Source organism: Ruminococcus sp. YE71 (assembly GCF_900119155.1).
In the GTDB taxonomy this organism is placed as follows: Bacteria; Bacillota; Clostridia; order Oscillospirales; family Ruminococcaceae; genus YE71.
Genome location: NZ_FPIR01000004.1, coordinates 261821 through 277262, shown reverse-complemented (window position 1 = coordinate 277262; position 15442 = coordinate 261821). Strand labels below are relative to the sequence as shown.

Genomic DNA, 15442 nt, shown 5'->3' with positions numbered 1-15442 from the left:
AGGGTCAACAAGGGCTACGACAAGAGCGGCAAAAAGCTCAAGCCCTACGAAATGACCTTCAAGCCCGACCCGAAAAAGACCGAGCGGCAGAACATGAAAGCGCTCAACGAAACGGCGGTCGATTTCGAGAAAAAGTGCAGACAGGGTTATGACGTTGACAACAAGCAGACGTTCTCCGAGTATGCCGAGTACGTCATCGCGCTGAAAGAGCGCACGGGTGTCAAGCAGCGCACGATCGAGGGCTACCGAAAGCTGATGCCGCGAGTGGACGAGGCGATCGGTCACATGAAGCTGACCGCAATTCGCCCTCAGCAGGAGAGCATGGATCTGCTCCGTGAGTACCAGAAATGGTATGAAGATATGAAATCCTGCATCAAAGGCAACTCCGCCGAAAGTCAAGCATCCGAAGATCAATTTCTTCGAGCTTGATGAACTTGACGAGATCATGCGTGAGGTCGAGACTCTGCCGATAAAGTGGCGGACAATTATTCATCTGCTCATGGTCGCCGGTGCGAGACGTGCCGAGATCTGCGGTCTGAAATGGGATGCGGTTGACTGGGAGAACTGCCGAATCTACATTCACATCAACCTGCTTTACTCGCCTGAAATTGGTGTTTATGAGGACACGCCCAAGACGGAATACTCCGAACGCTACATCAAACTCCCGCAGGAGAGCATGGAGCTGCTCCATGAGTACCAGAAGTGGTATGAAGATATGAAATCGGCATACGGCGACCGCTGGCACGATACAAACTTTCTGTTCTTCCAGGAAAAAGTGGGTAACGAGGGCAAGCCGATGAACCCCGATACGGTCACGAGGTTTCTCGATGAGTTCTCCGAAAAGCATAATCTGCCGCACATCAACCCTCATGCGTTCAGACACACGATGGCTTCGGTCATGTGCTATAACCGCATCGACCCGGTGAGCATCAGCAGGCGCTTAGGACACAGCAAGGTCAGCACTACGACCGATTATTATTCCCATATGCTCAAAGATGCCGACGATATATCCGCCGAAACGATAGCAGACGTAATGCTACGACGAAAGCCGCCGGACAAGACAGGCTGACCAAACAATATAAGTATATGAAACACAAAAGCGGCACTCCGGTGCCGTTTACATATTCCGGAGTGAAAAATAGTGCCCTGTAAGTGCCCTGAGAACCAGATCTTGACAAAAACAAGCGTTCCGACCGAAGCCGGAACGCAAAACAAATCCGAAAATCAAAGCCTGATTATATATGGATATGAACCTCAGTGAACACGCAAAAACCACGCTAAATCAGCACATTCCCGAAATCTATGCAAAAAAACACACGCCCCGACTATTGCCGAAACGTGCGATTTTCGTAATGCGCTGCGAGGGACTCGAACCCCCGACCTACTGGTTCGTAGCCAGTCACTCTATCCAGCTGAGCTAGCAACGCATTCAACTATGATATTATAACACATAAAAATGAGCCTGTCAATACTGTTCGCAAAATGTTTACAATTTTGGCAGGCTCACACTGTCAGCCTTCGAGAACGAAAACGTAGGTCTCGGGCTTGTCGCCGTTCTGCACCATGACCTGTTTTTCGAGAGCCTTGGTGCGCATATTCTTCGCCCAGTCCTTCTGGGTGCGCATTTTGAGCCCGTGACCCTCGCACCAGGCGCGGACGTAGGCGTTGCAGTCGCGGCGTGCGAAGGGCAGGCTGTCAGCCTCAAAACTGCCGTCGGGGGAGACGTTGGTGCAGGGCTCAGCCGCGCCGAACTCGACGTTCGAGAGCTTCTTTTTTACAGTGAGAGTAAATTTCATGATGAACCTCCTTTGACCGTTCGGGACGGTTTATTTACTGATATTGTACCACATTTTGCCTTGGATTGCAAGGGGGCGGGCGACATTTTCGATGTAGTTTCAAGAGACTTGTGAACTGTTACACAGGATCGGTTTTTTCTTTGTGCATTAAGTCAAAAGAAACGATGGATGACCCCAAAAAGGAACGAACCCCCACGGCTCGTTCCTTTTTCTATCTCTTATCTCTAATCTGATTTCACACCGCGACCTTGCCCATCGAGCGCGAAACGCTCAGCTCCCCGTCTGCCGCCGTCAGCGAAAACGCGCCCTTGCCCTGCCGCAGTATCAGCTCGCCCAGCTTATCCTCCGCGTGACGGCGGATGAGCCGACGCAGTTCACGCGCCTGACCGCTCCCCGAGAGTCCGCACATCTCCGCCAGGGCTTCCGCACAGCCCTCACCGACTTCCAGCGTGCATCCGATACTGCCGAGCCTTTCGCACAAGCCCTCCAGTTCCTTCGCCGCCGCACGGGTCAGCGCGTCCCTGTCCAGCCGTCCGAACACCACTATCTCGTCGATGCGCCCCAGCAGCTCGGGGGAGAGCAGACGTTTCAGCTCCGCCATGCCCGTCTCCGCAAGAGTGTCGCCGCGCCGCTCCCCGAAACCGACATTCTTTCGGCTGTCGTGCTCCTTCACGCCGCAGTTGGTGGTCATGACGATGAAGGTGTTCGCAAAGCTGACGCTCCGCCCCGAACTGTCGGTCAGACAGCCCTCCTCAAGTATCTGCAACAGCAGGTTGAACACGTCGGGGTGGGCTTTCTCTATCTCGTCGAAAAGCACTACCGAGTATGGTCTTCGGCGGACGCGCTCGGTCAGCCTGCCGCCGTCCTCGTACCCCACATACCCCGCAGGCGCACCTATCAGCCCCGAGACACTGTGCCGCTCCATGTACTCGCTCATGTCCAGCCGTATCAGCGAATCGGGACGCAGGAAAAGCCGCTCGGCAAGGGTCTTCGCCAGCAGTGTCTTGCCCGTGCCGCTCTCCCCCATGAAGATGAAACTGCCCGAAGGTCTGCCGCCGCCGCTGAGCCCCAGCCGCATACGCCGCACCGCCGCACTCACCCTCGCGACGGCTTCCTCCTGCCCGAAGACCTCTCTGCCCAGCTCTTCCTCCAGCCGAAGCAGACGTTCGCCCTCGTCCTCCGACAGCGCTCCGCAGGGGATGCCCGTGCGCCGCGCCGCCGTCTCGCAAAGGGTCTCGGCACGGAGCGGCGGATACTTGCCAGCCGAAGCCAGATAACTCTCGCGGTCGAGCCGCCCCGAAAGATAATCCTCCAGCGACTGCGCCGCCGAACTCCCCCTGCGCTTTGCCGCCTGCGACGCACACGCTTCGTCCAGCAGGTCTATCGCCTTGTCGGGAAAATGCAGGTCGGTGATGTACCTGTCCGCCAGTCTTACCGCCAGCGAAAGCTCCTTCTCCCCGATGGCGATGTGGTGATGCTCCGCGTACCGTCCGCTCAGCCCCCTGAGAATGCCCACCGTCTGCTCGGGGGTCGGCTCGCATATCTCCACACGCTGAAAGCGGCGATCGGCGGCGCTGTCCTTTTCGATGGTGGTGCGGTACTCTTCGGGAGTGGTCGCCCCGATGACGCGGAGCGTTCCCCTCGCCAGCGGCGGCTTCAAGATGTTCGCCGCATCTATCGCACCCTCGGCCGCGCCTGCGCCCATGATGTTGTGTATCTCGTCGATGAAGAGGATGACGTTGCCTGCCTCGGCGGTCTCCTCGATACAGCCTTTGAGACGTTCCTCAAAGTCGCCGCGGTACTTCGCTCCTGCGAGCAGGGAAGTGATGTCCAGCTCGAAGATGCGCTTCCCCGACAGCTGTTCGGGAACGTCGCCGAGCATGATCCTGCACGCCAGCCCCTCGACTATCGCGGTCTTGCCGACCCCTGCTTCGCCCACGAGACATGGGTTGTTCTTGCGGCGGCGGCAGAGTATCTCCTCGACGTGCCGAAGCTCCTCATCCCGACCGATGAGGGGGTCGAAGGCGGAGCAGACGGAGCGTGAGGTCAGCTCTCTGCCGTACTGTTCGAGGTGTTTGAGCCGCGGCTGTTTTGACTGTTCGGCGATGAGTTCCGAGCCGCCCACGCAGTCGGAGTAGAGTCTGTTGAGGTTCACGCCCATACCGCGGAGCATCTTGACGGCGCTGCAATCCTGCTGACGGACGGCAGCCGCGAGGATATATTCCGTACCGCAGGGCAGGGTGTGTTCCGAGCGTGCGAGGGCGACGGCGTTCCCGAGGATAGCGGAGCAGGCGGGAGTCAATTCACTGCGGTCGGTGCGGCAGGGTGTGCCTTTGCCGACGAGGTATTCGAGCCATTCATCGGATTTACGGGGAGTAACGCCGTGTTTACGTAGGATATGAGCCGCCGTACAGCCCGAAAGTCTGAGCATTGACAGCAGGAGGTGTTCGCTGCCGATATAGGTATGTCCCCAGGCGCCCGCGCATTCAGCCGCGCCCGTAATGACCTCGCGTCCGCGAGAAGTAAATGAAGTCATATCATAGCCCATGATAAACTCTCCTTGAATAAAACTATGCAGTCATTATTGTCCGTAATAAACATTTTATGCAGCAAAGCCCGTACGGTATACCACAATCGAAGCGTGTACGCCAGGGAAGAAAAACGTTTAGGAGGGGTCCGGGGAGACCCTTTTCAAAGGGTCCCCCGGCCGCCGGAGGCACATAGGGAACCCTGCATTGTCCCGAAAGCGCACAAAAGAAGCTCCAAAACATAAGATCGGCAAATTCCCGAAAAAACATCCCGAAAGGCGCCTGCAAAAGAAGCCCGACACCAACTAACAAGAACAAACAGATTTGCCGATTTTATTTTGACGAGAGAGCGAAGCGATTCGAGTCAAACACCCCGATCGGTCGCAAGACCGATGCCCCCCACGCCTCACAAAAACCAAAAACCCTTGAAATCATCCCCGAAATATGCTATACTGAAACCACAGGACGATCAACCCCCATGTCCGAAACAGGACGCAATACAGGAGGAAAACATGAACATAGTAAAATCGACCCTTGCAGTGCTGACAGCCGCACTCTTACTTTCGGCGTGCGCGTCGGGCGAAAGCAAGGACAAGGAAAGCACCACCGAATCGGCGGAAAACACCGCATCGGAGACCGCTGAGAGCACACAGACCGCATCTTCCGAACCCGAAAAGCTCCCAGAGACAGACGAGGAATGGCATCAGGCGATGATAGACAGGTCGCTGACTTCTTTCGGCGACGTCAGCAAAATGCAGGAGAAACTCAAAGCCGCACAGAACGGCGAAAAACTCAATATCTCCTACCTCGGCGGCTCAATAACCGAAGGCATGACGGTCGCACCCGGCAACCCCGAACTTTGCTGGGCGAACCTGACTTACGAGCATATCCGCGATACCTTCGGCACGGGCGGGAACGTCACCTACAACAACGCGGGCATCGCAGGAACCCCCTCGAAACTCGGCGTGATACGCCTTCAGCGCGACGTGCTCAGCACCGACCCCGATATCTGCTTCGTGGAGTTCGCGGTCAACGACGGAAACGATAACGACTATCAGATGGCATACGAGTCCATACTCCGCGACCTTATCGAACGGGACGTGGCGGTGGTGCTGGTGTTCTCGGTCACCGAGTCGGGGCACAGCTGTCAGGAATATATGCAGGCACAGGGCGAATACTACGGCCTGCCCATGATATCCTACCGCGACGCACTGCAATTCATGTTCGATAACGGGAAGATGACATGGCGCGACTTCTCGGACGACCAGAGCCACCCCAACGAAGCAGGTCACGCCCTCGTCGCCGAGATGATAAACAACTACTTCGACAAGGTGATGGAACAGACCCCCGAAGAACATACTTATCCCGCCGAGCCCATGACCGAGCTGTGGTACGACGGCGTTGTGATGTACGACAATACTTCCGTTACGCCCGAAAGCCTCGGTTCGTGGGAAACGGGCAGCGAGACCGCGCACTTCACCGACGGCTGGACGCACTATTTCGACGCGAATTCCAACGAGCCTGCCGTGTTTAAATTCAGGGGCAAGTTCGTGTATATGCTCTACCACGAGGTCTCGACCGACACACGCGGCAGACTGCACATAAAGATCACCGCCGACGGCGAGGTCTACGACGAGATGGACTTCGACCCCGTTGACCCTTCGGGCTGGGGTAACTGTCAGGTAAAACTCCTCGCGCTCAACCCCGTCATGACCGACTACGAGATAGAGGTCAGCATGGCTGAGGGAGACGAGGGCAAGACCTTCAACATCCTCGGCTGGGGAGTGACGCAGAGTGAGTGAGTACGTACACGTAGTTCACGGCTTCGAGCCCGTGTTCGACGGGAACAGCAGGGTGCTGATACTGGGCTCGCTGCCGTCGGTGAAGTCGAGAGAACAGGGCTTCTACTACGGTCATCCGCAGAACCGCTTCTGGAAGGTGACCGCCGCGGCGGTCGGGTGCAGTACACCGCTGACCGTCGATGAAAAGCGGCGGATGCTCCTTGAACACGGCATAGCAGTCTGGGACGTGATAGCCGAGTGCGATATTATCGGGTCGGCGGACGCGTCTATCCGAAACGCCGTTCCGACCGACATCGGGATGATACTTTCGGCTGCGGATATACGTGCGGTGTTCGTCAACGGCGGCACCGCGGCGAGACTCTACAGAAAGCATCAGCAGAAGATAACGGGCAGGGAAGCGGTGACGCTGCCCTCCACAAGCCCCGCCAACGCCGCCTGGAACCTCGGACGGCTGACGGAAGAATGGGGCAGACAGCTCGGCAGATATCTGTGACAGAACGCCCGTGAGCGAAAAAAGCTTTCGGGCGTTCTTTTTCCGTTATATGGAAATACCCTGCCGAATTTATGCAAAACTTCGCATCAGTATTGACAATCGTGAGATTTTATAGTAAAATAATAAAATAGGGATACTATATGAGAAGGAGATGTTTGCTATGATGAATGGTGCTTTTTTCGTGAAAAGGATGACCGCGCTTGCGGCGGCGTGCGCTGCTGTGTCGGTATGTACCCTGAGCGTGTATGCTGAGGAAAAAGAACCTGATTTTGTTGTGACTGTGAAAGCTCCGCCTCATATCGTGTTCTTAGGAGATTCGATCGTCACAGGCTACGGACTTGAGGGCTACTCGTCTTCCGATAAGTCTGCCTGTGCCTCTTTCGCGAATATCCTGTCGAAGGTATACGGCTCCGAGCTTCCCCCGCAGGCGGATTTCACAATGGATAATTTTGCGGTGGACGGACTGACCTCGAAGGGACTGCTCGAAATGCTGCGTTCGGGCGAACTTGATGAGAAGCTGAAGAACGCAGACGCCGTTGTTGTTTCTATCGGCGGAAATGATATGCTGCATACCTTCATGCAGGTGTTCAAAAAGGACGATAGTATCGCGACCATGGTCGGGGGCATCCTCGACCTCGGAAAAGACCTCGACCGCGACCTCGACGGCTTTGCAGAGAATATGCCCGAGATCGCAGCCGAACTCGATGATCGTACCGAAGGCAGGATATTCGTTCAGACGCTTTACAACCCTCTTGAGGATACCCCTATCTCAAAGCTCAATTCCATGAGCGTGGAGAAGATAGGCAGACTCAATGATACTATCAGCGAATGCTCCGATAACGGAGAGAAGTATGTCGTTGCGGATGTTGCGGAACAGTTCGTGGGCAGATCAAAGGAACTGACCAATATCGAGGATTATGATATCCATCCCAACGCACAGGGTCACGCGCTCATAGCTGATATACTGTACTCCGCCACAACAGAGTACAGCTATACCTACTATGACGCTGAGGCAGCTATGCAGTATGAGCTGGATCAGACGGAAAAGCGTCTTAAAGAGGCAGAGGATAAGGAACGCCGCACCCGTAACATCGCGATAGGTTCGGGAGTCGGAGCGGCGGCACTCCTGTCCGTGGGAGCTGTTTTGGCGGTCCGCAGAAAAAAGAGCAGATAACGGGTCGGGACGCATCGGCGTGATGCACCGCATAGACCTTGTATGCTCCGAAAGGAAACGCTTATGAAAACATATCTTATCGACTTTGAGAACGTTAAGTCAAAAGGACTCGCAGGTATCGACAAGCTGACTGAGGATGACCACGTCATTATTTTCTACAGCGAGAATTCCGATACCATCAGCTTTGAGATGCACTGCCTTGTCATGCAGGCAAAGGCACAGGTGGACTATATAAAGGTAAGAGTCGGCGGCAAGAACGCCCTCGATTTCCAGCTGTCCACACTGCTGGGCTATCTGGTGGCGAAGGATGAGAATACTCACCTCTTCATCATCTCGAACGACAAGGGATTCGACAAGCTCCACGATTTCTGGGAGAATACTTTTGCCGACAGCCCCGACTGCAAGGTGTTCAGAACGGGCACTATCAACGCGGCTGTCAGCTACGCGAACTATGGCAAGAAGAACATCGTTCCCGAGTACGACCCCGAGCCCGACGAGCCCTATGACCTGCCCGAGGAACAGCCCGAAGATAGCTACACTGAATCGGAAGGTTCGGTCGAGATCGAGATCAGCAAGCCCGACGGCACTGCCGCTTCCATCGACGTTCCGCAGACGATGATCTACAGTATGATCGGCAGTTCCGACCTTACCGAGAACATCGCGCCCAAGAACAGGAAGCAGAACGAAAAGCCCGAGGCAAAGCCTGCAAAGCAGTCGAACATAAAGACTGCCGAGCTGAAAGAGAACATCGCTCCCAAGCAGAAGCAGGATAAGCGCGCCGATGACAGGAAGCCCGCGAAGAAGGCGGACAAGAAGCCTGCCAACGAGCCGAAGAAGGCGCTCGGTCTGTTCGAGCTGCTGCCGAAGATGACTCTGCCGGGCGCTCCCCAGCCGATGATAACCGCCGACGAGTCGCATATCGGTATGTATGAGCCGATGCTCGACGAGTTCCTCGCGAACCCCGAAGCCGCCGACAAGCACGCACTTCTCAAGACCTTCATGAACAAGGTCAGCGACCCCGACATCGACAAGGTGAGAGAGTGCATCATGACCGCGACGAGCAAGCTCGAACTGCACAATCTGCTGATGAAGCACTTCGATAATCAGACTTCCACGCGCTACTACACGATGGTGAAGAGACACTTCTACTTCCTCAAGAGAGTGCTCCCCGAGAACACCTCCGCAGAACCCGTGAAGAAGGCTGAACCCGAGAAGAAGCCCGAGCCTGCAAAGAAAGCAGAGCCCGAGAAGAAGTCCGAACCTGCAAAGAAGGCAGAGCCCGAGAAGAAGGCTGAACCTGCAAAGAAGGCAGAGCCCGAGAAGAAGGCTGAACCTGCAAAGAAGTCCGAGCCCGAGAAGAAACCCGAACCTGCAAAGAAGGCAGAGCCCGAGAAGAAACCCGAGCCCGTAAAGCAGGAGAACAAGCCCGAGCAGACACAGCCCGCCGCTCCCGTCAAGGAGGAGAAAAAGGCTGAGCCCGTCAAGACCGAAGTGCCCGAAAAGGCAGAGCCTGCCGAACAGTCGGAGGCTAAGAAGGTCGATAACGCCATGAAGAAAAAGCTCCACGAGCTGCTCGATGACAAGGCTACCGCCGACGAGTTCTCGGGAGTCATCTCGGTGATGAACGTTTCGGCGACCAGCCGTCAGCTCTACATCAATCTCATGCAGAGATACAGCCGCAACCGCGGCAGAGAGCTTTACGCTATCGTAAAGGAAGAGTTCGCAAAGTTCATCAAGCCCGAGGCTGAGGAGAAGAAGTCCGAGAAGAAGCCAAAGGCAGAGAAGAAACCGAAGGCTAAGGCTGAGACCAAGGCTAAGTCGGAGACAAAGGCTAAGGCTAAGGCAAAGACCGAACCGAAGGCTGAAACCAAGGCCGAGGAAAAGGCAGAGCCTGCTCCCGAAAAGCCCAAGCGCACACGCAAGAAGAAGGCTGAACCTGCTCCCGTTGCGGTCATCGACGACGGTGTCGGCAGACTTCACGAGCTTACCGACGGCATGACCGACGCTGACCGCTTCGACGAGATCGCAAAGGACATTATCGTTTCCGAATCGGCTCACAAGCTCTACCTGACCCTTATCAAGGATTTCGGCAAGTCCGCAGGCACGAACCTCTACTCGGTCATCAAGCCCGAGTACGACGCGCTCAAGGCGGCACTCGCTAACGAGGTGCAGGGCTGATGGGCATACTTATCGCATCCGATATCCACGGCTCGGCATTCTGGTGCGGAAAACTCGTCTCGAAGATAGGCGAGCTTTCCACCGAAAGGGTGCTTCTGCTGGGCGACATACTCTACCACGGCCCGAGAAACGACCTTCCCGACGGCTACGCCCCGAAGGAAGTCATAGCAATGCTAAATCCCCTTGCAGACAAAATGATCTGCGTAAGGGGCAACTGCGACACCGAAGTTGACCAGATGGTGCTTGATTTCCCCGTGCTGAGTGACAGCGCGTATATCTGCGCCTACGGTGAAAGGGTGTTCGCCACTCACGGACATATTTTCAATCCCGATTCGCTGCCGAAGCTGGCGGACGGGGACATCCTCCTCTACGGTCACACCCATGTGCCGCAGGACGAGAAGATAACTACAGCAGACGGGAAGACTGTCCGCTGCATAAATCCTGGTTCGGTATCCATACCGAAAAACGGTTCGGCACACCGCTGCCTGTTCTGGGACGAAAGCGGATTCGCCGAAATTATACTGTAAATACACCGCTTTGCGGGAGAACGGCAGCCGTGTGACAGCGTCTGCCGTGCTTTCGTGAGTTGGTATAAAATGTTCCAAAAAAGTTCCCGCATCATTTGGATTAAATGATAATTTGATGAATTTTGCCGATATGTCTTGCAATCTGTCGGGAAATGTGATATTATATTACTATGAGTATTTATGCCGCGACGGACAAAAATGCCGTCTTTTGTTTTTTGGAGAAATAAAAACGTTTTCGGCACGTTTTTGGCGCGGCGTTTACATATTGAAGTTTAGATGTGAAAGGATATGATCTCTTTGAAGACAAAAAACTGCCCTTTCTGCGGCAAGGAAATATCTGATGAAGCAATTATCTGCAAATTCTGCCACCGCCTTCTTATCGACGAGAACGGCAGAGATATAGAGCCCGACGACGCAGCCGATGAGACTGCTGAGGAAGAGGTTTACGAAGAGCCCGAGACCGCTGCCGAGACTTATGACGAGCCCGAAGAGGAAGAAGAAGGCTCCGATGAGGACAAGACCAGAGTTTTCAGTCCCGAAGATGTGAAGAAGGCTATGGCTCAGCAGAAGGCTGAGGATGACGCTCAGTACGACGATTACTATGATAATGAGAGCCCCGCTTCCGAGGAAGGCTATTACGCTGAGGACAGCGAGGAATACTACGACGACAAGCAGCAGGACTACTACGGCGGCGAACCGCAGGGCGCGGCTCCGCTTTCCGAAGATGAGTTCTTCCAGGAATTCGGCTTCAAGCCCAAGAAAACTTCGAGAAGCGCCGACATCGCTGCCGATGAGTACGACCCCAAGCGTACCTTTATGATAACTGCTATCATCACGGTGGGTATCCTGCTGGTCATCATCGCGGCAATATTTGTGGGCTACAAGCTGTTCGGCTTCGGCAACGAGGAAAAGACTTCCTCTACCGCTCCGATCAACAACAAGCCTGCGGCTTCCCAGACCGTGAGCGCTGCCGACCCGCAGACCGCTTCGGATGGAACTGCGGATGCTTCCGCTGCCGATGACTCGGGCTACGCTCCCGCAGTTACCGATGATACCATTTCCGAAAATCCCGAGGAGATCTCGAACAGCTCGCTGTCGGATCCCGTGACCTACACCGATTCGGCTCTGAGCAACGGCTCCGCTGCCGATTCTTCTAGCATCGCTGACAACTCTGCTGCTGATACTACAAGCAGTGATTCAAGCCTCTCCACCGACGACAGCAGCTCTGTTTCCGACGCTACCGACAGCTACGACGCAGGCTTCGAGCCCGCAGGCGCTTACTACAGCTGGGATGAGGCAATGACCATCATGAGCACCTACGCTTCCAACAACGGTATCGACTCCTACAGCTACTACGGCGGTACCGACGGCGTTGAGATGCTGTTCATCGACGGCAACGGACAGATCTACAGAGTTGATCTCCAGAGCGGTGCAGTTTCGCTTTATTGATTTTTCTGACTTATTGACGGAGGGAAAGGATGCAGACCAGAGCTTGTCCTAACTGCGGCAAGGAAGTACCCGTTGATGCAATATCCTGTAAGCACTGCGGTGCGCTGCTCTTCATAACAAAGAAGGGTTTTGATGGCAACGAACAAAGGGCACAGACAAAGAATACGCCCCGCGAAATGCCTGCCGAACCAAAAACTCCCGTACAGCCCGAGCGCAGACAGGCAGAACGACCTGCTCCACCTGCATCGGTCGAGCCTGTTATCAGACCCGCACAGACAGACGAAGAAAAAGACCCGTTTGACCTGTCGAGGATCTCTGAGGACAGCTTCGGATATGAGGAGGAAGAGCCTGCCCCCAGACCACGCCCCGAGGAGGAAATGTTAGACCTTTCAAAGATAAGGATGGATGACGAGACTCCCGACGACGGATATTACGAGGATTCAGCGGACTATCCGCAGGATGACGACTACTATTACGACGATAACTATTACTACGGCGATGAGGACTTTGAAGAACTCGCCGCCGCAAAGTTCAAAAAGACTGTCATAATCGTGCTCTCGATTATCTTTACGCTGCTGGTGGCACTTATCGTGCTGCTGCTCATCGTGAAGGACGACATCGCAGGATTCGCACGAAAGGGCGACAGCAGTACAGGCAGCCGCGTTACTCTGACCCTGAAAGAGGAAGAGTCGCTGCCTGAGATCACTATCGACACCGAAACTATGTCCGATCCCGAAGCGGATACCAAGGTGGACTCCGAAGAGGATTCAAGCTCGGATGAAGATTCGAGTTCCGAAGAGGACAGCTCCGAAGAGGATTCCAGCTCCGAGGACGACAGCTCCAAGGAGAATTCGCTCCCCGATGAGCTGATACCCGATCAGACTGAGCCCGAGACCGAGCCTCCGCAGACCGATCCGCCTCAGACTGAGCCTCCTCAGACGGAACCGCCTCAGACCGATCCTCCCCAGACAGACCCGCCCGAGACCGAGCCGCCTGTCACCGATCCCCCCGAGACCCAGTCGAGTGAGTTCGACCCGGGTACTCCCGATGTGACCGAGTAGGCTGGAAAAGACACAAAAATTCTATCATCTCCCGACAGGTTAACAAATTGTGAGCCTGTCGGGAATATTTTTTTACCCGTTGGCTATTATCCACAAATGAGAGAGGGTAAAAGCGCACAATTTGTAGGTGCGAAATTATTGCATTCTGCCGAAAAATGTGATATAATAATATTTTGGAAAACAGCGTTATTGCGTAATTATCGAAAGGAAGTAAGAGGTATGATAAGAGAGGATCTGAGAAACGTTGCTATCATCGCACACGTCGATCACGGTAAGACCACGCTCGTAGATGAGATGCTCAAGCAGAGCGGAACTTTCAGAGAGAATCAGTCGGTAGAGGAGCGAGTAATGGACTCGGGCGACATCGAGCGCGAAAGAGGTATCACCATCCTCGCAAAGAACACCTCTATCAAATACAAGGACGTTAAGATAAACATTATCGACACCCCGGGACACGCTGACTTCGGCGGCGAGGTAGAGCGCGTGCTCAAGATGGTAAACGGCGTTATCCTGCTGGTCGATGCGGCTGAGGGTCCCATGCCCCAGACCAGATTCGTGCTCCAGAAGGCGCTCGAACTCGGCCACAAGGTCATCGTCGTTGTCAACAAGATCGACCGCCCCGACGCACGTCTCGGTGAGGTCGGCGACGAAGTGCTTGAGCTTCTCATGGATCTCGACGCTTCCGACGAACAGCTCGACAGCCCGATCCTCTACTGCTCGGGCCGTGATGGTACCGCTTCTATGGATCCGAACGTTCCCGGCGAGGATCTTATCCCCCTGCTGGACGAGATCCTGACCTATATCCCTGCCCCCGAAGTTGAGGAAGAGGGCGAGATGCAGTACCTCGTTTCTTCCATCGACTACAACGAGTATGTCGGCCGTATCGCTATCGGACGTATCGAGCGCGGCGAGATCAAGGTAAATCAGGAAGTTACCGTCGGCGACTTCCACCAGACCAAGAAGGAGTACCGCGGAAAGATCGTTACCGTTTATCAGATCGAGGGTCTGAACCGCGTTCCCTGCGACAGCGCAAAGGCGGGCGACATCGTCTGCATCAGCGGTCTGGAGAACATCACTATCGGTGATACCATCTGCGCATTCGGTCACTTCGAGCCGCTGCCCTTCGTGAAGATCAGCGAGCCGACCGTTGAAATGACCTTCTCGGTAAACGACTCGCCTTTCGCAGGCAGAGAGGGCAAGTTCGTCACCTCCCGTCAGCTGAGAGACAGACTCTTCAAGGAGCTTCTCAAGGACGTTTCGCTGAGAGTTTCCGAGACCGACACTACCGACAGCTTCCGCGTTGCGGGCAGAGGCGAGATGCATCTGTCCATCCTCATCGAGAATATGCGCCGTGAGGGTTACGAGCTTGCGGTATCGACCCCGAGAGTTCTGTACAAGGAAGTCGAGGGCAAGCTCTGCGAGCCTATCGAGCGTCTGGTTATCGACGTTCCCGAGAACTGTGTCGGCTCTGTAATGGAGAAGCTGGGATCGCGCAAGGGCGAGCTCCAGCAGATGACTCCTGTAGGCAGCCGCATGAGAATAGAGTTCCTTATCCCTTCGAGAGGTCTGTTCGGTTACAGGTCTGAGTTCCTGACCGACACCAAGGGCGAGGGCATCATGTCCAGCGTGTTCCACAGCTACCAGCCGCACAAGGGCGACATTGAGCGTCGTTCGAGCGGTTCGCTGGTCGCTTTCGAGACTGGCGAAGCTGTTACCTATGGTCTGTACAATGCGCAGGAGCGCGGCGAGCTGTTCATCGGCGCAGGCACACCTGTTTACGAGGGAATGATCGTGGGCGCATCGCCGAAGTCGGATGATCTTGTGGTAAATGTCTGCAAGAAGAAGCATTTGACCAACACTCGTGCGAGCGGTTCGGATGACGCGCTGAGGCTTATCCCGCCGAGAAATCTGAGTCTTGAGGATTGTCTGGAGTTCCTTGCGGATGATGAGCTGCTTGAAGTAACACCGAAGAGCATGAGAATCAGAAAGCGCACCCTTTCCAACTCACTGAGAATGAAGGAAAGAGCAAAGATGTAATAAAAAAAGAACAACCAAACGAAGCGGGTTCGCCAGAGACTAAAAAGTTTAGGAGGGGTCTGGGGAGACCCTTTTCAAAGGGTCCCCCAGCAGGGGCTCGGGGACAGCGTCACCGCCCCGAGAGGTCGCTTTGAAGAAAAGAGCGCCAACATCCCTCACCAAACATAAAATCGGCAAATCCCGAAAACCCGTCACGAAAGACATCAAAAGAAAAGCCCCCACAATCTATCAAGAACAACCCGATTTGCCGATTTTTTTTTCGCGAGAGAGCGTAAGCGATTCGAGTGAAACACCCCATCGCACCGAAGGTGCGACAAGAAATCACGAGGGACAATGTAAAAAACACTAGGTTTGTGCAGGGCTGGTGAATCGCTGACGCGATTTGGGGACTTTGCCA

General features: G+C 54.9%; 11 protein-coding genes, 1 tRNA gene and 1 pseudogene. 10 read left to right on the top strand and 3 right to left on the bottom strand.

The annotated features are described in order from the left end of the window. Positions 1-429 (top strand): annotated as a pseudogene (locus BT142_RS18995) (hypothetical protein); the annotation flags it as partial. Positions 430-445: 16 nt separating this feature from the next. Beyond that, complete coding sequence (locus BT142_RS05810) at positions 446-1069, top strand: site-specific integrase (RefSeq protein ID WP_072417261.1); 624 nt, start codon at positions 446-448, stop codon at positions 1067-1069. 284 nt (positions 1070-1353) lie between these two features. Here BT142_RS05810 and BT142_RS05805 read toward each other — a convergent pair. The 3 genes from BT142_RS05805 to BT142_RS05795 all read right to left on the bottom strand — a co-directional run bounded on the left by BT142_RS05805 (position 1354) and on the right by BT142_RS05795 (position 4344). Continuing rightward, positions 1354-1427: transfer RNA gene (locus BT142_RS05805), tRNA-Arg, on the bottom strand. Positions 1428-1511: 84 nt separating this feature from the next. Beyond that, positions 1512-1796 (bottom strand): hypothetical protein, encoded by a 285-nt coding sequence (locus BT142_RS05800; protein ID WP_072417260.1) that lies wholly within the window; start codon positions 1794-1796, stop codon positions 1512-1514. 235 nt (positions 1797-2031) lie between these two features. Next, positions 2032-4344 carry an ATP-dependent Clp protease ATP-binding subunit gene (locus BT142_RS05795; protein ID WP_084659343.1) on the bottom strand — a complete coding sequence of 771 codons (2313 nt, stop codon included), beginning with the start codon at positions 4342-4344 and terminating at the stop codon, positions 2032-2034. Between the two features lie 492 nt (positions 4345-4836). Here BT142_RS05795 and BT142_RS05790 point away from each other — a divergent pair, with 492 nt between their 5' ends. From BT142_RS05790 to typA, 8 genes are all read left to right on the top strand, one after another. Next, positions 4837-6126 carry an SGNH/GDSL hydrolase family protein gene (locus BT142_RS05790; RefSeq protein ID WP_072417259.1) on the top strand — a complete coding sequence of 430 codons (1290 nt, stop codon included), beginning with the start codon at positions 4837-4839 and terminating at the stop codon, positions 6124-6126. Next, positions 6119-6619, top strand: a complete 501-nt coding sequence (locus tag BT142_RS05785) for a DNA-deoxyinosine glycosylase (protein WP_072417258.1) — start codon at positions 6119-6121, stop codon at positions 6617-6619. The genes BT142_RS05790 and BT142_RS05785 overlap by 8 nt, the downstream gene beginning before the upstream one ends. A gap of 160 nt (positions 6620-6779) precedes the next feature. Beyond that, positions 6780-7793: an SGNH/GDSL hydrolase family protein gene (locus BT142_RS05780; protein WP_175444893.1), complete on the top strand. Its 1014-nt coding sequence runs from the start codon at positions 6780-6782 to the stop codon at positions 7791-7793. 63 nt (positions 7794-7856) lie between these two features. Beyond that, a complete protein-coding gene (locus tag BT142_RS05775) occupies positions 7857-9971 on the top strand; it encodes a PIN domain-containing protein (protein ID WP_072417257.1) in 2115 nt (704 codons plus the stop codon). After that, positions 9971-10498, top strand: a complete 528-nt coding sequence (yfcE, locus tag BT142_RS05770; RefSeq protein ID WP_072417256.1) for a phosphodiesterase — start codon at positions 9971-9973, stop codon at positions 10496-10498. The genes BT142_RS05775 and yfcE overlap by 1 nt, the downstream gene beginning before the upstream one ends. Positions 10499-10795: 297 nt before the next feature. Beyond that, the gene (locus BT142_RS05765; RefSeq protein ID WP_072417255.1) at positions 10796-11947 is read left to right on the top strand and encodes a hypothetical protein; all 1152 of its coding nucleotides are present in this window, start codon (positions 10796-10798) and stop codon (positions 11945-11947) included. Positions 11948-11976: 29 nt separating this feature from the next. Further along, complete coding sequence (locus tag BT142_RS05760; RefSeq protein WP_072417254.1) at positions 11977-13008, top strand: zinc ribbon domain-containing protein; 1032 nt, start codon at positions 11977-11979, stop codon at positions 13006-13008. Positions 13009-13227: 219 nt separating this feature from the next. Then, entirely contained in the window at positions 13228-15045 is a 1818-nt protein-coding gene (gene typA / locus BT142_RS05755; protein WP_072417253.1) for a translational GTPase TypA, read from the top strand. Positions 15046-15442: the final 397 nt, after the last annotated feature.